Origin of the sequence: Devosia sp. (assembly GCF_030689745.1) — a bacterium.
Taxonomy (GTDB): domain Bacteria; phylum Pseudomonadota; class Alphaproteobacteria; order Rhizobiales; family Devosiaceae; genus Devosia; species Devosia alba.
Genome location: NZ_JAUYGL010000079.1, coordinates 40039 through 58542 on the forward strand (window position 1 = coordinate 40039; position 18504 = coordinate 58542).

21 protein-coding genes are annotated in these 18504 nt (G+C 62.7%); 7 read left to right on the plus strand and 14 right to left on the minus strand.

Going from position 1 to position 18504, the window contains the following annotated elements:
* Positions 1 to 9: 9 nt before the first annotated feature.
* From Q8O80_RS06940 to Q8O80_RS06955, 4 genes are all read right to left on the minus strand, one after another.
* Positions 10 to 423, minus strand: coding sequence for a hypothetical protein (locus Q8O80_RS06940; protein WP_305578330.1), 414 nt, complete (start codon positions 421 to 423; stop codon positions 10 to 12).
* Positions 424 to 475: 52 nt separating this feature from the next.
* Positions 476 to 823 (minus strand): PaaI family thioesterase, encoded by a 348-nt coding sequence (locus Q8O80_RS06945; protein WP_305578332.1) that lies wholly within the window; start codon positions 821 to 823, stop codon positions 476 to 478.
* Positions 824 to 1003: 180 nt separating this feature from the next.
* On the minus strand, positions 1004 to 1780 hold the full coding sequence (locus Q8O80_RS06950; RefSeq protein ID WP_305578335.1) for an alpha/beta hydrolase: 777 nt from the start codon (positions 1778 to 1780) through the stop codon (positions 1004 to 1006).
* Positions 1781 to 1866: 86 nt separating this feature from the next.
* Positions 1867 to 2439, minus strand: a complete 573-nt coding sequence (locus tag Q8O80_RS06955; RefSeq protein WP_305578337.1) for a carboxymuconolactone decarboxylase family protein — start codon at positions 2437 to 2439, stop codon at positions 1867 to 1869.
* A gap of 305 nt (positions 2440 to 2744) precedes the next feature.
* On the opposite strand from Q8O80_RS06955, the gene Q8O80_RS06960 reads away from it, so the two are divergent.
* The 7 genes from Q8O80_RS06960 to Q8O80_RS06990 all read left to right on the plus strand — a co-directional run bounded on the left by Q8O80_RS06960 (position 2745) and on the right by Q8O80_RS06990 (position 10284).
* Complete coding sequence (locus Q8O80_RS06960; RefSeq protein WP_305578339.1) at positions 2745 to 3275, plus strand: TetR/AcrR family transcriptional regulator; 531 nt, start codon at positions 2745 to 2747, stop codon at positions 3273 to 3275.
* 63 nt (positions 3276 to 3338) lie between these two features.
* Positions 3339 to 4016: a haloacid dehalogenase type II gene (locus tag Q8O80_RS06965; protein WP_305578341.1), complete on the plus strand. Its 678-nt coding sequence runs from the start codon at positions 3339 to 3341 to the stop codon at positions 4014 to 4016.
* Positions 3988 to 5076, plus strand: a complete 1089-nt coding sequence (gene arsS / locus Q8O80_RS06970) for an arsenosugar biosynthesis radical SAM (seleno)protein ArsS (RefSeq protein ID WP_305578343.1) — start codon at positions 3988 to 3990, stop codon at positions 5074 to 5076. Before Q8O80_RS06965 ends, arsS begins: the two co-directional genes overlap by 29 nt.
* A 12-nt stretch (positions 5077 to 5088) precedes the next feature.
* Entirely contained in the window at positions 5089 to 7281 is a 2193-nt protein-coding gene (locus tag Q8O80_RS06975) for an FAD-dependent oxidoreductase (RefSeq protein WP_305578345.1), read from the plus strand.
* Complete coding sequence (locus tag Q8O80_RS06980; RefSeq protein WP_305578347.1) at positions 7278 to 8357, plus strand: FAD-dependent oxidoreductase; 1080 nt, start codon at positions 7278 to 7280, stop codon at positions 8355 to 8357. Before Q8O80_RS06975 ends, Q8O80_RS06980 begins: the two co-directional genes overlap by 4 nt.
* 84 nt (positions 8358 to 8441) lie before the next feature.
* On the plus strand, positions 8442 to 8843 hold the full coding sequence (locus Q8O80_RS06985) for a DoxX family membrane protein (protein ID WP_305578350.1): 402 nt from the start codon (positions 8442 to 8444) through the stop codon (positions 8841 to 8843).
* Between the two features lie 118 nt (positions 8844 to 8961).
* On the plus strand, positions 8962 to 10284 hold the full coding sequence (locus tag Q8O80_RS06990) for an OprD family porin (protein ID WP_305578352.1): 1323 nt from the start codon (positions 8962 to 8964) through the stop codon (positions 10282 to 10284).
* 151 nt (positions 10285 to 10435) lie between these two features.
* Here the strand turns inward: Q8O80_RS06990 and Q8O80_RS06995 are convergent, their stop codons facing one another.
* The 10 genes from Q8O80_RS06995 to phnG are packed head-to-tail and all read right to left on the minus strand — an operon-like array spanning position 10436 to position 18432.
* Positions 10436 to 11287, minus strand: coding sequence for an EamA family transporter (locus Q8O80_RS06995; protein ID WP_305578354.1), 852 nt, complete (start codon positions 11285 to 11287; stop codon positions 10436 to 10438).
* The gene (gene phnP / locus Q8O80_RS07000) at positions 11281 to 12066 is read right to left on the minus strand and encodes a phosphonate metabolism protein PhnP (protein ID WP_305578356.1); all 786 of its coding nucleotides are present in this window, start codon (positions 12064 to 12066) and stop codon (positions 11281 to 11283) included. Before phnP ends, Q8O80_RS06995 begins: the two co-directional genes overlap by 7 nt.
* Entirely contained in the window at positions 12057 to 12623 is a 567-nt protein-coding gene (phnN, locus tag Q8O80_RS07005) for a phosphonate metabolism protein/1,5-bisphosphokinase (PRPP-forming) PhnN (protein WP_305578358.1), read from the minus strand. The genes phnP and phnN overlap by 10 nt, the downstream gene beginning before the upstream one ends.
* 11 nt (positions 12624 to 12634) lie before the next feature.
* Positions 12635 to 13789 carry an alpha-D-ribose 1-methylphosphonate 5-triphosphate diphosphatase gene (locus tag Q8O80_RS07010; protein WP_305578360.1) on the minus strand — a complete coding sequence of 385 codons (1155 nt, stop codon included), beginning with the start codon at positions 13787 to 13789 and terminating at the stop codon, positions 12635 to 12637.
* Positions 13786 to 14511 (minus strand): phosphonate C-P lyase system protein PhnL, encoded by a 726-nt coding sequence (gene phnL, locus Q8O80_RS07015; protein WP_305578362.1) that lies wholly within the window; start codon positions 14509 to 14511, stop codon positions 13786 to 13788. Before phnL ends, Q8O80_RS07010 begins: the two co-directional genes overlap by 4 nt.
* Before the next feature lie 11 nt (positions 14512 to 14522).
* A complete protein-coding gene (locus Q8O80_RS07020) occupies positions 14523 to 15353 on the minus strand; it encodes an ATP-binding cassette domain-containing protein (RefSeq protein WP_305578364.1) in 831 nt (276 codons plus the stop codon).
* Positions 15350 to 16246 carry an alpha-D-ribose 1-methylphosphonate 5-phosphate C-P-lyase PhnJ gene (locus tag Q8O80_RS07025; protein ID WP_305578366.1) on the minus strand — a complete coding sequence of 299 codons (897 nt, stop codon included), beginning with the start codon at positions 16244 to 16246 and terminating at the stop codon, positions 15350 to 15352. Before Q8O80_RS07025 ends, Q8O80_RS07020 begins: the two co-directional genes overlap by 4 nt.
* Positions 16243 to 17367, minus strand: a complete 1125-nt coding sequence (locus tag Q8O80_RS07030; protein WP_305578368.1) for a carbon-phosphorus lyase complex subunit PhnI — start codon at positions 17365 to 17367, stop codon at positions 16243 to 16245. The genes Q8O80_RS07025 and Q8O80_RS07030 overlap by 4 nt, the downstream gene beginning before the upstream one ends.
* Positions 17367 to 17957, minus strand: coding sequence for a phosphonate C-P lyase system protein PhnH (phnH, locus tag Q8O80_RS07035; RefSeq protein ID WP_305578370.1), 591 nt, complete (start codon positions 17955 to 17957; stop codon positions 17367 to 17369). The genes Q8O80_RS07030 and phnH overlap by 1 nt, the downstream gene beginning before the upstream one ends.
* Positions 17950 to 18432 carry a phosphonate C-P lyase system protein PhnG gene (gene phnG / locus Q8O80_RS07040; protein WP_305578372.1) on the minus strand — a complete coding sequence of 161 codons (483 nt, stop codon included), beginning with the start codon at positions 18430 to 18432 and terminating at the stop codon, positions 17950 to 17952. The genes phnH and phnG overlap by 8 nt, the downstream gene beginning before the upstream one ends.
* Positions 18433 to 18504: the final 72 nt, after the last annotated feature.

Genomic DNA, 18504 nt, shown 5'->3' on the forward strand with positions numbered 1-18504 from the left:
TGGTCCTGGTTAACGTTGGGCTACGGCTGCTCGCTCGCTGCTCGGAAGCAGCAGGGTCAGCACGGAAAGCAGGAAGACAGCGCCGAAGGCAAAGGCGCCGAGGTTGAGGCCGAACAGCAGTTTCTCGCTACCGTCCGACAGCACCATCGAACCGCCATAGCCCTCGCGCATCAGGTAGGCGAACAGGAAGCCACCGGTCACCAGCATGGCCAGGATGCTCGGCAGCCTGATGTTATTGCGCGCCCAGGCGAGCCACAGCGCCAGCAATGCCAGGGCTGAGTTTGTCGCCAGTTGCCACACCTCGTGCAGGCGCATGTGGGGCTCCCATTGCGGATTGAACACATGGGTCTGGTTGATTTCCAGTAGGGGGACGCCAAGCCCATAGAGCAGCGCGCCGAAGGTGATGATGAGTTTTGCCAGCATGCTTGGAATTCCTCATGGAGTTGCAGTTATGGCTCTTGGGCCGGACAAAGCCTTACTCGCCGGCTTTGGTAATAGTGTCCTGAGCGCCGGCAGCTCGTTTTTCTTCCCCATTTGCCAGGGCGAAAACCTCGCACAGACAAACGGCCTGCCATTTTCCGGCGGTCAGGACGCTGGCTCTGGCAATCAAGCGCTCACCGATGGCCGGGCGCAGGTAATTGATTTTGTACTCCACGGTGACCGAGTCCCCCAGCGTGGGGTCGTCGGCATAGGTCAGGGCGTTGTCGGTCAGGTGGCTCACCACGCTGCCATGCACGAAACCGTGTTGTTGTTTGAGCTCATCCCTGATTTCGAGGGAGAGCACCGCCTGCCCGGGTTCGAACCGTTCCAGGCTCGTTCCCAATAGCCATTCTGAATGGCTGGTTATGCAGAATCTCTTGTCCCAGTTGAAACAGCTCGTTGATGACCTGTCTTTCTTGCTCGCAGACTAGAGTTATGGATCTATCGGCGCTGCCCAGCGTGACTGGTGGACTCAAGTCCCTTTGCGTTAAAGGTCGACAAATCGATTCAGTGCCTCCATTACCTAGGGCGCAGTAAGGATTCTGTTGTGGCCGTAACCCTGGGTTTTCATAAGCTGCGCGCTGGGCGAGAGCCCGACCAGCCTGTCGCCTTCGCTGTGATTTACGATGCGATCGTCCTGGTCATAGATCAGCAGGGTTTTCTCGTTTAACCCGCGGTAGAGGGTGCCGGCCTGCATATCTTCCCAGGATGCGCCCAGTTGTTCGGCGATCAATCTCTGATAGCGGCTGATGACGGCTGGTCGCGGGGCCAGCTTGCGCCGGATCACCTCGATCGGCGGGAAGGGATGGGAGGGCGCGCAGATGCAGGTATAGCGGCTGGCCCTTATTTCGCCGGCATGACGGGCGGCCATCATGGCCAGGGCTCCGGCGGAATGGCCGATCAGGGTATGGATGTCCTGGTCGAGGCCGTTGACCAGCTGCACTAGATCGCGACGAAAGAAATGCCACTGGGTTCGCGTGCCAGGGGAGTCGCCGTGGCCGGTGATATCGGGGGCCACTACGCGGTAACCGCGCGCGGCAATTTGCCTGGCCAGAGGCGCCATCTGCGCCGCTCGACCACTCCAGCCATGTACCAGCAGCACCAGTGGACCCTCGCCCCAGCACCAGGCCGTATGAGTGGCCCGTTCGCCGTAGCGAATGGCTTGTGCCTGGCTTATGGCGGCGCGCTGGGCCTTATCCATAGGAGGGCGCTGTGTGCGCGATGCCAGTGAGGCGACCAGGCGCAAAGCCAGTGAGTCGGAGGTGATGTTGAGTGTCAGTTTGGCCAAATTGAGCAGCATGATTCCCCCATATCACCCCACGGGGTGTTATTGGCGTTGCCCACACCTGAGGCTTTCCCAGGTGCGGTGCAGCGCTGTCGGTGTCTTTACTTCTGCGTCCAGGCGCGTCCGCTGAACATCTCATCGAGCGGCGTATGGAACAGATGGTTGGCATAGTTGCTGAGGGTCTTCACCGCCAGCGCCAGGACGATCTCCAGGATCTGGCGCTCGCTGTAACCGGCGGCGAGGAAGGCTTCGACCGACGCCCGCGAAGGCAAACCGCGGCTGTGGAACAGGGTGCGGGTGAACTCGGCCAGCGCTGCCAGTTTGGCGTCCCCGACAGGAGTACCATCGCGGATCGCGTCGGTGACCTCAGGCGCCAAACCGGATTTCATATCGGCCAGGAAGCTGTGCGCCGAGACGCAGTATTCGCAGCCGTTCTCGCGGCTGATCACCAGGAACACCAGTTCCTGTTCGGCCGGGGTAAAGCCCGATTCGTTGCGAAACGCGCTGTAGCCATCCAGGTAGGTTTCCAGCAGGCCGGGGGAGTTGACCATATTGGCGTACATGTTTGGGATGAAGCCGACCTGTGCCTTGGCCTTCTCCAGGACGGCCTGGCCGCGGGCGTCGGTGCTGGTCGGGTCGAGTGCGGGCAGGGTCAGTTGGTATTCGCTGAGCATGGTGATTTCCTCGTTATATGGACTGAATGGTCTTTTAATCTGAAGCCGAAGCGCCTGCTGCCAGAGGTGGAGCGATAGTGGGCTGCGTTTCAGTGATTCGGCTTATTCTGGACTGGTCGGTTCGGATGTCAATCCAGGCAGCCTGCTAGCTGTACCGGGCTGCTCGACTCTGATGTCGACCAAGAGCTTTTGTTACAGCTTGAGGACGCCCGCGCTGTGAATTAAATAATGATCGGTCCATAATGCGCGGCATGAACCGCGGACGCCCAAGAACCTTCGACCCCGACCTTGTCCTGGAAAATGCCATGCAGCTTTTCTGGAGCCAGGGTTATGAGGCCACCAGCCTGCAGGATCTGCTGATGGCTACCGGGCTGTCCAAGAGCAGCCTGTACGAGAGCTTCGGCAACAAGCAGAGCCTGTTCGAGGCCGCCTTCACCCGCTATTTCGAGACCCGCGCCAGGCACATGCTCGAGCGCCTGGAGCAGGCCGAGTCGCCGCTGGGCTTCGTCCGCGAGTGCCTGCTGTCGGTGCTCGAGGATGCGCAGCGGGGCACACCACGGGGCTGCATGCTGGTCAACGTGGCCAACGAATTCTCCACCACTGACCCTGCGGTACAGCCCTTGATCGAGTTGGCCACACGGCGTTTTCGCCAGGTATTCGAGCGCGCCTTCGCACAGGCCCAGGCCCGCGGCGAGTTGTCGGATAGACAATCGCCCGCTGCCCTGGCGCTGTACATGCACTGCGCCATGAGCGGTTTGCGCACTCAGACCAAGTCCGCCATCACCCAGAAGGATCTGCTGACCGTCATCGAGCTGGTGATGGCGAGCTTGCGCTGAATTTTTTTGCCTTATTTTGGACTTTTCAGTCCGTAAGTGAGCGGCATAACCAGGAGCTCCCCCATGAACAACGCTGTGGCCTTCGACATCTATGGCACCCTGATCGATACCCAGGCCGTGCTCGCCAGGCTAACCGAACTGCTCGGCGACAAGGCTCCGGCCGTCTCGCGCTCATGGCGACAGAAGCAGCTGGAGTACAGCTTTCGCCGGGGCCTGATGCGCGACTACTGCGACTTCTCGGTGTGTACCCGGCAAGCCCTGGTGTTCGCCTGTCGCGAGCACTCGGTGGCGATCGGCGAAGAGGCGATCGAACTGGCCATGCAGGCCTATGCCGACCTCGATGCTTTCCCCGATGTGCTGGCCGGCTTGCAAGCGCTACGCAGTCGCGGCACGCGTTTGTATGCCTTCTCCAATGGCAGTCGCGAGGCCGTGGAGCGACTGCTGAAACGGGCCGCAATTCGTGACTGTTTCGAGGCGGTGGTGAGCGTCGAGGAGGTGCATTCCTTCAAGCCCGATCCACAGGTCTATGCCCATCTGGTGCGCAGCTGCGACGTGCCGGCGGCCCAGGTGTATCTGGTCTCGGCTAATCCTTTCGATATTCTCGGCGCCGCCCATGCCGGCCTGCGCACCGCCTGGTTACGCCGCGATCCTGGCACGCCGTTCGACCCTTGGGGGGTTGAGCCGGAGATCACGCTCGAGAGTTTGCGCGACATTGCCCGCCGCTTGCCTGCCGGCGATTAATGCCTGGCGTTGCCCAACCGCCGTAACGAATGATCGCTTCGCGTCTCAAAAGCATAGTTCTCCACGAGTTTTAATCCTCATGCATGCCACTTTACCCCTGCTCGACGCGCTGAGCTTTCCCGCGATCACCCGAGGCCAACTGCAAGCGTTGCAGGTCAATCTCACCTACTTGTGCAATCAGCGTTGCCTGCATTGCCATGTCAACGCAGGGCCAACCCGTACCGAAGCCATGACCGACGAGAGCCTGGCGCTGCTGCATCGGGTGATCGACGCCCATTCGGTGCAAACCCTGGACCTGACCGGCGGTGCGCCCGAGATGCATCCGCGCTTTCGCGAACTGGTCAGCCACGCCCGCCGTGAAGGCTTGCGCGTTATCGATCGCTGCAACCTGACCATCCTCAGCGAGCCGGGCTATGCAGACCTGGCCGGTTTTCTCGCCGAGCAAGGGGTGGAAGTCAGTGCCTCCTTGCCGTGCTATTCGCGCGATAACGTCGACAAGCAGCGCGGCGATGGCGTGTTCGACGCCAGTATTGCAGGCCTGCTGCAGCTCAATAAGCTGGGCTATGGCCTGGATGGCAGCGGTTTGATTCTGAATCTGGTGTACAACCCGCAAGGTGCCAGCTTGCCCCCGCCACAAGCGCAGCTCGAGGCCGACTACAAGGCTCACCTGGCCGAGGACTTCGGCATCTATTTCAACAATCTGCTGTGCATCACCAACCAGCCGATCGCCCGTTTCGGCAGCACCCTGGTGAGCAAGGGCAGCTTCAATAGCTACATGCAGCTGCTGCGCGACAGCTACCGCCCGGAAAACCTCGACGCGCTGATGTGCAAAAGTCTGGTCAGCGTCGACTGGCAGGGCTACCTGTACGACTGTGATTTCAATCAGATGCTCGAATTGCCCCTGGTCGTGCCCGGCCTGATCGGCCGTGACCGCCCCCATCTGCGCGATCTGCTCGGCTCATCAAGCCTGGCAGGCAACCCTATTGTCACCCGCGATCATTGCTACGCCTGTACGGCCGGGCAGGGATCGAGCTGCGGCGGCGCGCTGGATAACCATTAAGGAACTCTTCACATGGACAAGCGTAAAGCGGCCCTGCTGGGCATCATTCTGCTGCTGGTGGCAGGTTTCTTCCTGTTCGACCTGGGTCAGTACCTCAACCTGGCGACCCTCAAGGCACAACAGACCGCCCTGAACGCACAGGTATCCGCCAACCCGCTGCTGGCAGGTGGCTTGTTCTTCCTGCTGTACGTGGTGGCTACGGCGCTATCGCTGCCTGGCGCGGTGTTGTTGACGTTGGTTGCGGGCGCCTTGTTCGGCCTGCTCGGCGGCACCCTGCTGGTGTCGTTTGCCTCCACCCTTGGGGCGACCCTGGCCATGCTGATCAGCCGTTTTCTGCTGCGCGACTGGGTCCAGGCCCGGTTCAGCCAGCGCCTGGCCGGTATCGATCAGGGCATCGAGCGGGAAGGGGCGTCCTATCTGTTCGCCCTGCGTCTGGTGCCGGTGTTTCCGTTCTTCCTGATCAACCTGGCCATGGGCCTGACCAAGTTACCGGCGCGTACTTACTGGTGGGTCAGCCAGCTGGGCATGCTGCCCGGCACCCTGGTGTTCGTCAATGCCGGCCGTGAGTTGGGCCAACTGGACTCGCTGGGCGGGATTCTTTCGCCGGGGCTGGTCGGCGCCTTCGTCCTGCTGGGTTTGATGCCCATTGCCTCGCGCAAGCTGGTGGATCTGTTCAAGGCGCGCAAGGTCTACGCCGACTGGATCAAGCCCAAGGTGTTCGATCGCAACATGGTGGTGATCGGTGCGGGCTCCGGCGGGCTGGTCTCGGCCTATATCGCCGCCGCGGTGAAAGCCAAGGTCACCCTGATCGAGAAGCACAGGATGGGTGGCGACTGCCTGAACACCGGCTGCGTGCCGTCCAAGGCGCTGCTGCGTTCGGGAAAATTTGCCAATGAACTGAAGAAGGCCGAGGCGCTGGGCTTCAAGCCGGTAACAGCCGAGGTCGATTTCGCCGCGGTGATGCAGCGCGTGCAGCGGGTGGTGGCCGACGTCGAGCCGCATGACTCGGTCGAGCGCTACACCGGCCTGGGCGTGGAAGTGATCGAGGGCGAAGCGAAGATCACCTCGCCGTGGACGGTCGAGGTCAATGGCCAGAGCCTGAGCACCCGCGCCATCGTGATTGCCAGCGGAGCCCGACCCTTGGTGCCGAAGATCCCGGGTATCGAACTGGTCGAGCCGCTGACCTCGGATAATGTCTGGAACCTGCGCGAGCAACCCAAGCGCCTGCTGGTGCTCGGCGGCGGGCCCATCGGTTGCGAACTGGCCCAGGCCTTTCAGCGCCTGGGCAGCGCCGTGACCCAGGTGGAAATGACCGAGCGCCTGCTGGTTCGTGAGGATCTCGAGGCCAGCGAGGCGGTGATGGCCAGCCTGCGCCACGATGGGGTGCAGCTACGTTTGAGTCACAAGGCCGTGCGTTTCGAGGTGGTCGAGGGGCAACGGCAACTGGTCTGCCTCGACCTGGCCGATGACAGCGAAGTGCGCATCGCCTTCGATCGGGTGCTGCTGGCCCTGGGCCGGGTGGCCAACGTCAAGGGCTTTGGCGCCGAGGAGCTGCAACTGCAAGTGCGCGCCAATGGCACCCTGGAGGTCGATGAATACCTGGCCACGCGCTTCCCCAATATCTTCGCCGTGGGCGACGTGACCGGCCCCTATCAGTTCACCCACACCTCGGCGCATCAGGCCTGGTTTGCCGCTGTGAACGGACTGTTCGGCGGTTTCAAACGCTTCAAGGTGGACTACCGCGTGATTCCCTGGGCCACCTTTACCGACCCGGAAGTGGCCCGGGTGGGCCTCAACGAACAGGAGGCCAAAGAGCAGGGCATCGCCTATGAGGTGAGCCGTTTCGGCATCGACGAGCTCGATCGGGCCATCGCCGACGAGGCCGCCCATGGCTATATCAAGGTGCTGACCGAGCCGGGCAAGGACCGCATCCTCGGCGTGACCATAGTCGGCGAGCATGCCGGCGAGCTGATCGCCGAGTACGTCGCGGCGATGAAGCAGGGCTATGGCCTGAACAAGGTGCTCGGCACCATCCATATCTACCCGACCATGGCCGAAGCCAACAAGTACGTGGCCGGCGAGTGGAAGCGCGCCCATACCCCGCAGGCGCTGTTGCATTGGGTCGCGCGTTACCACCAATGGCGTCTGGGCGGCGCCAAGGTGGATGCCCTCCCTGCGCTCAAGGTGAGCGAGAAAGCCTCGTGAATGGCCGTTTCGATTTGTTGCTCGCGGGAGCGGGGCATGCCCATCTGGGCGTGTTGCGCCTGTGGTTGAACGGGCAACGGCCGAAGGGGCGTATCGCCCTGGTCAGTGAAGGCCCGCATGCCTGGTACTCGGGCATGTTGCCTGGCCTGTTGGCGGGCCTCTACCGTCCGGAGCAGTGCCGGATCCCTTTACAGGCATTGTGTACGGCTATCGATGTCGAGCTGCTGCAGGGCCGCTTGCTTGGCCTGGATCCGACCAGCAATAGCGTCGAACTGGCAGATGGCCGGCACCTCTCAGCCACCTGGCTATCGCTCAACCTGGGTTCGCAACCCAGGGTGCCAAGAGGTGCCGGCGCGGCGCTGGAGGTACTGCCGGTGAAGCCTTTCGAGGCTTTTCTCAAGGGCTGGGAGCTGTGGCAGCAAGCGCCACAAGCACTGGCCATCCTCGGTGGTGGCGCCGCCGGAGTCGAGTTGGCGCTGGCCCTTACGCCTCTGGTGCCAGCACTCACCTTGCTCAGCAGTACACAGGTCTTGGTCGGCCACCCGCCGGCGCTGCGCAAGCGCGCGGTGCGCCGCCTGGCCGAGGCCGGCGTGGTGGTACGGGAGGGTATTGCCGTGGATGCAATCGATGGCGATGCGCTGCTGGCCGGCAACCAGGTTGCCTGGCGTGGCGGGCGGGTAATTCTCGCCACGGGTGCCAGTGCCTTGCCCTGGCTAGGCTCGTCCGGGCTGGCCTGCGATAAGCGCGGTTTCGTGACGGTGGGCAAGACGCTGCAGAGCCTTTCTCATCGGCAGGTTTTTGCCGCGGGCGATTGCGCAAGTCTCGGCGCAACACCGCGCAGTGGCGTGTATGCCGTGCGCCAGGGGCCTGTTTTGGCTGCCAACTTGAGCGCAGCACTCAGCGGTTCTCCCTTGACCCTGTTTTTGCCACAACGCCGCTCACTGGCGCTGTTGGCCGACGGCCAGGGCGGAGCCATGCTCAGTTGGGCGGGTTTTACCGCCGAGGGTGAACTACTCGGCTGGTGGAAAGACCGCCTCGACCGCGCTTTTATCAGTCGGCATATCGGCAAGCCGTGAGTTCCCATACTCGCCCGACCAACCCGGTCGCGGCGGACAACCCTGGCCGGGGCACGAGCCCGGCCGTTACCAGGAGACGTTGTAATGAAAATCTGGACTCTGATGCTGCTGCGCGTATCGCTTGGCTGGCTGCTGGTTATCTGGGGCGCCGACAAGCTGTTCAACGTCGAGCACGGCATGGCGGTGGCCAACACCTTCTACTTCGGCTTTCTCGCCGCCGAGAGTGCGCTGCGGGTGGCGGGTGTGCTGCAGATGCTCATTGGCCTGGCCGTAGTCGTGGGTTTTGCACGGCGTTGGGTCTACCCGGTGCAGGTACTGTTCAACGCGGCCTCACTTTTTGCCGTGCTGCAGTCGGTAATCGATCCCTGGGGCTGGGTATTCACGGGCAGCAATGCCTTGTTCTACCCCTCGCTGATCATCTTCGCCGCCAGCCTGCTGCTGATTGCCTATCGCGATGAAGACAAGCTGGTGTTGGCTCGATACTGAGCTGTAACAAAATCTCGGTACCCAACTCGAAGTAGGTCAGCCGTTTGCGCTGGCATTGGTAGAACAACAAGCGTCCACCCTGTGGGGTGGCGCATCGCCTACGCAAGAGGGGTACCCAATGCGCCCGTTCCAACTCAGTTTATTCAGTCTGGCCGTTGTCGCGGCCATCAGTCAGTCGGCTCTGGCCAGTCAGCAATCCGAGTCCCAGGGCTTTATCGAGGACAGCAGCTTCAACCTGCTCAATCGCGCCTTTTACTTCAACCGTGATTTCCGTAACGGCGGTTTCAACGGCGCCGGCACCAACGCCAGCAAGCCCGGCCAGGAGAACGGTTATCGCGAGGAAGCTGCCTACGGCATCATGGCAGTCTACGAGTCCGGCTTCACCCGAGGGCCTGTGGGTTTCGGGGTCGATGCCTATGGCTTTCTCGGCATCCGCCTGGACAGTGGCGGCGGTCGTACCGGCACCTTTCTGGTCCCGGTCGGCAGTGATGGCGAGCCCGAGAAGGACTGGAGCGAGGCGGGCGGGGTGGTCAAGCTGCGCTGGTCGAACACCGTGCTCAAGTATGGCGAGCAGCGCTTCGGCAACCCGGTGGTCGGCACCGGCGATGCCCGTCTGCTGCCGGAAACCGCCACCGGCTTTGTCCTCACCAGCGAGGAGATCGACGGCCTGGCCCTGGACGCCGGTCATTTCACGGCGATGAACAAGTTCGACAGCACCAACTCCGACGACGAACTGCTGATCCAGTACGCCGGCGATGTCGGTGACGCCATCAGTTGGGTGGGGGGCTTCTACACGCCAACGGATAACCTGACCCTGGGCCTGTACGCTTCCCGCGTCGAGGATACCTGGGATCGCTACTACACCAATCTCGGCTACACCTTCGACCTGGGCGAGGAGCGGTCGCTGAATGTCGACCTCAACCTCTACCGCACCGACGATGAAGGCAAGCGCCTGGCCGGCGAAATCGACAACACCGACTGGTCGTTGGCCGCCAAGTACAGCGCCGGTGCCCACGGCCTGACCCTGGCCTTCCAGCAGATCGATGACGAGGCCGGCTTCGATTACATCGGCTTCGATGGCATCTACCTGGCCAACTCGGTGCAGTACTCGGACTTCAACTCCCCAGGCGAAGAATCGGTACAGCTGCGCTATGACCTGGACTTGGCCAGTTATGGCGTGCAGGGCCTGACCCTGATGGCGCGCTATATCCGCGGCAGCGGCATCGACAGCTCGGGCACCGATCCCAACAATGCATTTGCCGGGGCCGATGGCAAGCATTGGGAACGCGATATCGAGGCCAAGTATGTGGTGCAGGCAGGCGCGGCCAAGGACCTGTCGTTCATGGTTCGGCAAGCGACGCATCGTGGCACCGCCGACCAGATCGACGGCGATATCGACGAAGTCCGCCTGATAGTCGAGTACCCGCTGAGTGTTCTGTAAGAATTCACTCGTGGCTGAGTGAAGTACAGGGGTTGCTCCTTTCCTCCCCGACCTTGGGGCTGTATCTCCGATACAGCCTCTTTTTTAATCAAGTTTTAGCTACATCAGCCATTCTGTCCGGGATGGATCGCGTCTTGGCTACATTTGGCCGCTATAGGCGCATCACCAGCAACCCGACACAGATGATCAGAGCGCCGCACAGGCGCTGGCGCCAGGCTTGGCGTTCAGCGAAGACGAAGATCGAGATCAGGCTCGCCAGAATGATTCCCGCGTTGCTGTAGGCCACCGCTTCGGCGGCCGGCATGAAGCGCATGGCGTGTATCACCAGCGCATAGGCCAGGCCGATGCTCAAGCCGCCGATCAGCAGGGCCGGCCAGGCAATGCGTTGGCGTGGCATGCAGAGTCCGGTTTCGCGATACAGCTCGACACTCATCACCAGCCATGCCATGCCATAGCCCACGCTGATAAAGCCCACCAGCCCGGCAAAGCTGTTGATCGATGCGCTGGCAGCACGGTCGCTGAGTGAGTAAATGCTGGTGCTGAACATCGCCAGTAGCGCCCAGGGTATGGCGCGCGCATCGCTGCCACCGCGCTGACCGCCCGCCATCAGCCCCAGGCCGACGACACTCAGGCCAATCCCGAGCCAACTCATGGTGGACAGTGTTTCGCCAAGCAGTAATGTGCTCCACAGCGCAATCAGCAGCGGGGAACTGCGCACCAACGGGTAGACCAGGGCTACGGGGGCATGCGTGTAGGCACGCCGCAGACCAATGAAATACAGCACATTGGCTGCCGCCGAGGTCGCCAGCAGCGCGACGAAAGCCGGCGTCCACTGCACCTCGCGCAGCAAGGCGTTGAGCCCCCAGGGTGCCAGCAACAACAGATGCGCGGCCAATGCCCACCATAAGGCAAAGGCATTGCGTGGTTGCTGGCGGGCGATCAGGTTCCAGGTGACGTGCATCAGCACCGAGGCACCGAGGGCAAGCCCTGCCTCGCTCAGCATGGTTGAGGGGCTGAGCGCACAGCGGCGCTGATCTCGATGATTGCGCCATCGTGGGCGATATGGATGTCCGGTGCTAATTCAGGCGGCTGCTCAATCAACCAGCTGTCGAGGCCATGACCAATATGCGTGAGCCAGGCATGCCGGGGTGCGACGCACTGGATGCTGGCCAGCGCACGTGACCAATCGTTGTGGTTGCCCGGAATCTCGGTTGGTGCGCTGCTGCAGTCGATCGCCAGACCGTCGGCCTGCCAGGCGGCAAGAAAGGCCTCGGTCTGCGCTGGCAGGCCCAGGGTGTCGGTGAGGTAGGCAAAGCGCGCGCTACTGGTGGCCTCGATGGCGTAACCGAAGGTCGGTTTCGAGTGGTTCAGTGGCAGCGGGGTGATCCGCAGCGCCCCCAGGGTGAAGGGTTCGAAGGCGCGCAATGGACGAAATTCGAGCAGCCCCGGATGCTTGTACAGGTCCGCGCAACCCTCGGCATCCGGCGGCGCATAGACCGGGATGCGCGCACCCTTGCCCCAACGCAGGTGGAACAGGCCCTGAACGTGATCGGCATGAAAGTGGGTCAGAACGATGGCGTCCAGTGTGCCGGCCGGGAAGCGCTCGTGCAGATCCATCAGCCCGGCATCGAGGAGGATGCGCTGGCCGTCGGCCTCGATCAGTGCCGAACAGGGTAGGCGTTGCCAGGCAAGATCCGCCCGTGCCCGCGTACAGGCCCGGCAGTCGCAGCCATAACGGGGAACGCCACCGGCACCCGCCGTGCCGAGAAAGGTTATGCGCATGGTTTGCCCCTGCGTTGTTGGCAAATAAGTGTCAGCAACTGCTGGCCGGCGACAGGCAGCGGGCCATCGTTGTTGATCTGCACCGCGTCGCCGGGCACGGCATGCAGGCGCTGGTGTTGCTCCAGACGCGCCTCGATGGCACTGGCGTTTTCCCGTCCGCGCGCCGTCAGGCGCGCGCGCAGGACCTCTGGTGCCACCTCGATCGACACTGGTAAAAGCTGCGCATAGCGCTGCCGCGCCTGGGGCAGGTAGCCCCGCGAGCCATTGACCACCACGCAGATATCGCGCTCCAGCCACTGGTCGATTTCGACGCCGATAGCGTAGTGCAAACCATGGCTGCACCAGTCGAGGGCGAACAGCCCGGCGGCCTTGCGTGCAGCGAACTCCTGCGCGCTGAGCGCCACATGATTTTCCCCCCCGGCTGCTGCAGGGCGGGTGATGTAGCGGTGGGCAAAGACCACCGCCGGGTCGCTGGCAAGCGCGTCACGGGCGTACTGCAACAGGCTGTCCTTGCCGCTGCCGGAGGCACCCATCAGGTAGATAAGGCACGCAGTCATCAGGTTGGCTCCTAAGCGTGGTCAAAGTGTGCCGACAAAACCTGCACACCCTTGACCCACACGCGCTCGGCCTGTGGCAGGCCGCCGAGGTCTTTCACCGCAATCAGGTCGGCGCGTTTGCCAACGGCGATTTCACCACGGTCATCCAGGCCGGCGGCCCGCGCCGGGTTGCGGGTGACCAGCGCGACTGCCTGGGCCAGGTCGATACCGGCCAGCTGTGGCAGGCGCATGACCGAGGGTAGTAGGGCGGCCGCCGAGTAGTCGCCACACAGGCAGTCGGCGACCCCTGCCAGGACAGCGTCGAGTGCACGCATGGAACCCGATTGCGAGCGGCCGCGGAGGATGTTCGGTGCGCCAAAGAGTGTGGCCATGCCGCGGACCTTGGCGGCCTGGGCGGTTTCCAGGTTGACCGGGAACTCGGAGATCACCGCGCCCAGGTCAATCAGGGTGGCGATTTTTTCCGGCGAGTCATCGTCATGGCTGGCCAAAGCGATTCCCTGCTGGCGCGCCAGCTTGGCCAGGGTGGACATGCGCGTCATGGCACTGGTCGCCGCTTCGGCCTTTTGCGCGAGCAACATGTCCAGTGCCGCGTCTGTAGTCTTGTAGGCACGCGACAGGTATGCACGGTAGGCGGCGACATCCTTGAACTGACCCTGGCCGGGGCTGTGGTCCATGAAAGACAGCAGGTGTGCCATGCCGCTTTCGAGCAGTTCGGCCAGCAGCGGCGGGGCGCTTTCGTCGGTGACTTCGTAGCGCGCATGAATCCGGTTGTCGATCAGCGCATGGGGTTGGAACGCCGCCATGGCCCGGGCAATCTCGGCGGCGAAGGCGTTGTTGCGCACACCCAGTTCATGGTTGGCGAACGACAGCGCGTGGAACACCGTGGTGATGCCGGCGGTGGCGTTACGCCGATCGGCCTGGGCGCAGGCGAAATCCAGGGGGAAGTGAACGCCGGGGCGCGGTTCGACTTCTTTTTCCAGGGCATCGCAGTGCAGGTCGATCATGCCCGGCATCAAGGTCCGGCCGCTGAGGTCGAGCTCACGCGCGCCGTGGCCATGGGCCGGGTCAATGGCGGTAATACGCCCCTCTTCGAGCAACAGCGCGCAATCGTCGAGAACTTCATTGGCCAGTACCACGCGGGCATGGGTCAGCAGGATTGAGTTCATGCGCAAGTCTCCAGCAGGTTGGTCTGGGTCGTCATTTTCGGTGGGCTCAGACGAACCGCCTGTTCAGCCAGGCGTGTGACCAGTTCGGGTTGGTGGAAGATGGCCAGCATGGCCACGCCTTCGGCTTTGATCGATTGCAACAGGTCGATGACCCGTTCGGTGGTTGCCGGGTCGAGGCTGGCGGTGGGTTCGTCGAGCAGCAGCAGGCGCGGGCGGGCAATCAGGCCGCGGGCCAGGTTGATGCGCTGCTTCTCGCCGCCGGAAAAGGTCGCCGGCGGTACGTGCCACAGGCGCTGCGGAACATTGAGCAGTTGCAGCAGTTCAGCGGCTTTTTCCTGGGCTTCAGGCGCGGCTATGCCGCGTTTGAGCAAGGGCGCGCTGACCACCTCGAGTGCGCTTTTGCGGGGCAGGCAGTGCAGGAATTGTGTGACAAAGCCGATTTCACGGCTGCGCAGTTCGAGTATCTGCTGCTCGCTGGCGTGCGCCAGGTCAACCAGGTTATCGCTGCCGTCGCGGTAGAACAGACGGCCTGCGCTGGGCAGGTAGGTGCGGAAGATGCACTTGAGTACAGACGATTTGCCGGCACCGGTTGGCCCGACCAGAGCGGTGAGCTGGCCCGCATACACCTTAAGGGCAACCTCCGCGCAGGACGGGATCAGGGCGTTCTGGTCGAAGAGCTGAAAGTGCTTGGACAGCCCTTGGACATCAAGAATGGCGTGCATAAGGGGTTCCTTTAAAGGGCGGAGGCAACCAGGCGCTGGGTGTAGGCGTGCTGGGGATCTTCGAGAATCTGGTCGGTCAGGCCCGACTCGATTACCCGACCGTACTTCATCACCAGGGTGCGCCCGGCGAGCAGGCGGATCACGCCCAGGTCGTGAGTGACCACAACCATCGCGGTGTTGAGTTCCTGTTGGATTTCCAGGATCAGGTCGAGAATCCGCGCTTGCACCGACAGGTCCAAACCCGTGGTGACTTCGTCGAGAAACAGCAGCGGTGGCCGGGTGGCCAGTGCCTTGGCGATTTGTACGCGTTGCTGCATGCCGCCGGAAAACTGCCTGGGCGATTCGTCCATGCGCTCGGGCAATACTTCGGTGCGGGTCAGCAATTGGCGGGCACGGGTGCGGATATCACCGTAATGGCTGATGTCATTCATCAACAGGCGCTCGGCGATATTGCCGCCGGCCGAGACGTTGAAATTCAAGCCCAGGTGTGGGTTCTGATAGACCATGCCGAAGCGGTGATTGCGCAGCCATCGGCTCTGCGCTGCATTCAGCGCAAAGAGGTCATGCTGGCGCTCGCCGTCATGGAAAATGGCCTGCCCGGCACTGGGCTGCTCATCGAAGAACAGGGTTTTGACCACGGTGGACTTGCCACTGCCGGACTCGCCCATGATGCCGAGTATCTCGCCGGCATTGAGGTCGAAGTCGATACCATGCGCGGCCACCACTGAACCGCAGTGCGGGCAGATATTGCTGTCGTGCTCGGGGCCGGTGCTGTCGACGCAGCGTGGGCAGGAGCGGCCGTGAATGCGCGAAAGCCCGCGCACTTCAAGAATCTTTTTCATGGGCGTTCCCCGGTGTCGGCTTGGGCGAGGTGCTCGTTGCAGTAATCGGAATCCGAGCATTGCCAATGGCGCGTGCCGCTGTCGTCGATGATTTCATCGAGGAAGGACTCGCGGCTGGCGCAACGCCCGCACGGGCGGCGATGGCCATCGTCGTCGGTGAAGTCTTCAACGCGGAAGGGCACATCGTCGAAGACCAGGGGCGCGGCATTGGTATAGGGCGGCACGGCGTAGATCTTCTTTTCGCGGCCAGCACCGAGCAGCGTCAGGGCCCGCGATTGGTGCAGTTTGCTGATATCGAAGCGCGGGATCGGGCTGGGGTCGATCACATAATGGCCGTTGATTCGGGTGGGATAACGGTGGGCAATGGTGATCTCGTCGAATTGCACGATATCTTCATAGAGCTTGGTCAGCAGGCGCGAGTAGTCGCCTTCACCGTGCATCACTTTGCGCCGCGATTCCGACGCTTCGACGATCACCAGCGGATCGGGGTAGGGCACTTGCAGCACCAGCACCTGGCTTGGCTCCAGTGGTCGTTCGGGAATGCGGTGGCGCGACTGAATCAGGCTGGCCTCGGCGGTGTGTTCGCTGGTGTCGACGCCTGGGCATGTCAGTTCGACGAAGTGGCGAAGATTGACCGCATTGACCGAGTCGTCGGCGCCCTGGTCGATGACCTTCAGGGTGTCACCGGGGCCGATCAGGGCCAGTGTCAGTTGCAGGCCGCCAGTACCAAAGCCCCGCCCCATGGGCATTTCCCGGGAGGCATAGGGGGTCTGGTAACCAGGGATGCAGATGGCCTTGAGAATGCTGCGGCGCACTTCGCGCTTGGCGTATTCGTCGAGAAAGCCAAAGCTGTAAGCCGGCTCATCGACAGGCAAGGTATAGAGCGGGTTCATGCGCAATCTCCCGGTGTCGAGGGTTCGCTTTGCGCCTGCTTTTGCTGCGTGGTGCGCAGGCGATCCATGTCAGACTGGAAGGTCACGTAGTGCGGCATCTTGTAGTGGCTGGCAAAGCCCATGGAGTCGACGCCATCGACGTGCAGCAGGACGAACTCGGGATCCTCTGAGGGGTTGCCGGGGCCGTCGCGCATGCCTTTTTGCAGTGCCCGGTCAAGAATCGCCATGGAAATGGCCTTGACTTCGTTGTGGCCGAAACAGGCGCCGTAACCGAGGGTGAAGGTGGGCGTGCCGCTGCCATCCTCATTCTCGTACATGGCAACCACCTCACATTCGGTCATCAACACTTCACCGGCTTCAACCGGCTCGCCGGTGACCGGGTGTGGCAGCATCACCGGTAGATAGCCGACCCGCAGTTCTGCAATGGTTGGGTGCACATCGCCGTAGCCGCGCATGTTGGAGTAGGCAATCGCTAGCAGCGAACCGGTCTCGGCACGGGCCATGGTAGCCAGCGCAGCCGAGCGTGGAACAGGAAAAACCAGGGGCTCGCGGGTGATGTCGAAGGCCTCTTGCGTCGTGTTTTCCAGCGCCGGCAGCAGGCCCTCGGCACGCAGCGCATCGACCACTTTGGGGAAGCTGTCGGGCAAGTCACTGGCCGGCACGTCATCCAGGAAACGCTGGGCCATGCTGCGGAACGCTTCGGGTGACTCGTCGGCAAGATCCATGCGCATCAGGCGCAAGGCATAGTCCGGCGTAGGGCCGAGCATCTGGCCGCCGGGAATGTCCTTGAACGCCGACGAAATACGGCGAATCAGACGCATGTTGGCGGTGTTCTGCACTGGTGTTTGCAGCAGGCGCGGCTTGGTCGAGCGGTAAGCACGCAAGGCGAATGCGGCCTCCAGGGTATCGCCCTGCATCTGCTTGATGGCCAGTGCGGCCAGGCGTGGGTGATACAGGCCGCCCTCGGAAATCACCCGTGAGGTGAGCAGGCGTAACTGGTTTTCAATGGTGTCGAGAGACAGCGGTGTACCTTGCTCGCCTTCGCGCGTACGCAGGGCGTCCAGCGCGGCATCGGCACCCTGGATGGCGCGGCCGCCGCCTTTGATTGCTACGTAACCCATTAGTCTGCTCCTAGAACGTCAAACTGCACGGCTGTAGTGCGTGGCAGGGCAACCAGTTGCTGTTGATCAACCAGCAGCAGATCCACACCGAGTGGGAAACCGACATTCCAGCGTTGGCGTGCCTGCAGCCAGCTGCTGTGCAAGCCGCTGACCGACAGCGCCGTGCACGAGGCGATACCCGGCCCGCTAAGCGCAAGCGGCGTTCCTGTACCCAGTTGCGCCACGCGCAAAATCAGCGTGGCCCCTCCCTCGGGGGATTCGAGCGTGCCAAGGGCGGGTTCGCACAACGCCGGGCGACTGCCATCGAGCAGGACGAAATTGGCCTGTTCAACAACCTGTCGACGTGCCTGCAGGCGTTGCCAGGCCAGGGCGTCGAGCTGCTCGTGGACATCGGCCAGGCTGACTTCGGCGTCGAGCAACGTGGCCAGCACATGGGTCATGGCATCTTCGCAGTCCAGGGCCATGATCTGTCCCGGATAACTGAAGGCATGCAATAACTGGCGGAACACGGCTTGCTGGGTCAGCGGCTGCCAGGCCTGCAGCGCCGTGCCGCCAGCGGGTGTACAGGTGTGTGTGGGCTGCTTAGTCATTGTCATCATCCTGCTCAGTGCCGATCAGGGAAAAGTCGACGCGGGTGGTGCTCAACAGGGCCTGGCGCACGCGTTTGTCGGCATCCAGGCGAGCCTGGCCGGCCTGCAACAGGGGCAGGACTTGGGCGAATCCCGGCAACTGCCCGGCCAGAACCGCGTCGATCACGGCGATGGCGCGGGCCAGGCTGGCGCGGTCGTCGAGCAGCTGGGCGGCGCCTTCGACCGGTATGCCGCTCCCTGCGGTTACCCGCACATGGGCGCGGGACACCGGTATTTCACCGGGGAAATACGTATCGTTGAGCGCGCTGTCGCGCAGGCTCAGCAAGCCGAGGCCGGACTGTGGCAGGTGCAGGTCTTCAACCTGCAGGGTGTGCGTCAGTTGCTCGGCCAGGGCCCGCACCGATGCGGCCGGTACGGCCAGCAGCAGGCGCGGCCACTGCCCGCGCGGGGGCAGGGTGGGCGGTGTTGCATTCATGTTCGGGCTTCCACATGTGTGTATGGATGAATAGATGTCTAGATAACTGGTTTCGGCAGTGTGCTCGGCACA

Bases quoted from the DNA above. Each gene is read 5' to 3' on its own strand.
- Q8O80_RS06940 (WP_305578330.1), bottom strand. From the start codon at position 423: ATGCTGGCAAAACTCATCATCACCTTCGGCGCGCTGCTCTATGGGCTT.
- Q8O80_RS06950 (WP_305578335.1), bottom strand. From the start codon at position 1,780: ATGCTGCTCAATTTGGCCAAACTGACACTCAACATCACCTCCGACTCA.
- Q8O80_RS06955 (WP_305578337.1), bottom strand. From the start codon at position 2,439: ATGCTCAGCGAATACCAACTGACCCTGCCCGCACTCGACCCGACCAGC.
- Q8O80_RS06960 (WP_305578339.1), top strand. From the start codon at position 2,745: ATGCAGCTTTTCTGGAGCCAGGGTTATGAGGCCACCAGCCTGCAGGAT.
- Q8O80_RS06965 (WP_305578341.1), top strand. From the start codon at position 3,339: ATGAACAACGCTGTGGCCTTCGACATCTATGGCACCCTGATCGATACC.
- Q8O80_RS06975 (WP_305578345.1), top strand. From the start codon at position 5,089: ATGGACAAGCGTAAAGCGGCCCTGCTGGGCATCATTCTGCTGCTGGTG.
- Q8O80_RS06985 (WP_305578350.1), top strand. From the start codon at position 8,442: ATGAAAATCTGGACTCTGATGCTGCTGCGCGTATCGCTTGGCTGGCTG.
- Q8O80_RS06990 (WP_305578352.1), top strand. From the start codon at position 8,962: ATGCGCCCGTTCCAACTCAGTTTATTCAGTCTGGCCGTTGTCGCGGCC.
- Q8O80_RS06995 (WP_305578354.1), bottom strand. From the start codon at position 11,287: ATGCTGAGCGAGGCAGGGCTTGCCCTCGGTGCCTCGGTGCTGATGCAC.
- phnP (WP_305578356.1), bottom strand. From the start codon at position 12,066: ATGCGCATAACCTTTCTCGGCACGGCGGGTGCCGGTGGCGTTCCCCGT.
- phnN (WP_305578358.1), bottom strand. From the start codon at position 12,623: ATGACTGCGTGCCTTATCTACCTGATGGGTGCCTCCGGCAGCGGCAAG.
- Q8O80_RS07010 (WP_305578360.1), bottom strand. From the start codon at position 13,789: ATGAACTCAATCCTGCTGACCCATGCCCGCGTGGTACTGGCCAATGAA.
- phnL (WP_305578362.1), bottom strand. From the start codon at position 14,511: ATGCACGCCATTCTTGATGTCCAAGGGCTGTCCAAGCACTTTCAGCTC.
- Q8O80_RS07020 (WP_305578364.1), bottom strand. From the start codon at position 15,353: ATGAAAAAGATTCTTGAAGTGCGCGGGCTTTCGCGCATTCACGGCCGC.
- Q8O80_RS07025 (WP_305578366.1), bottom strand. From the start codon at position 16,246: ATGAACCCGCTCTATACCTTGCCTGTCGATGAGCCGGCTTACAGCTTT.
- Q8O80_RS07030 (WP_305578368.1), bottom strand. From the start codon at position 17,367: ATGGGTTACGTAGCAATCAAAGGCGGCGGCCGCGCCATCCAGGGTGCC.
- phnH (WP_305578370.1), bottom strand. From the start codon at position 17,957: ATGACTAAGCAGCCCACACACACCTGTACACCCGCTGGCGGCACGGCG.
- phnG (WP_305578372.1), bottom strand. From the start codon at position 18,432: ATGAATGCAACACCGCCCACCCTGCCCCCGCGCGGGCAGTGGCCGCGC.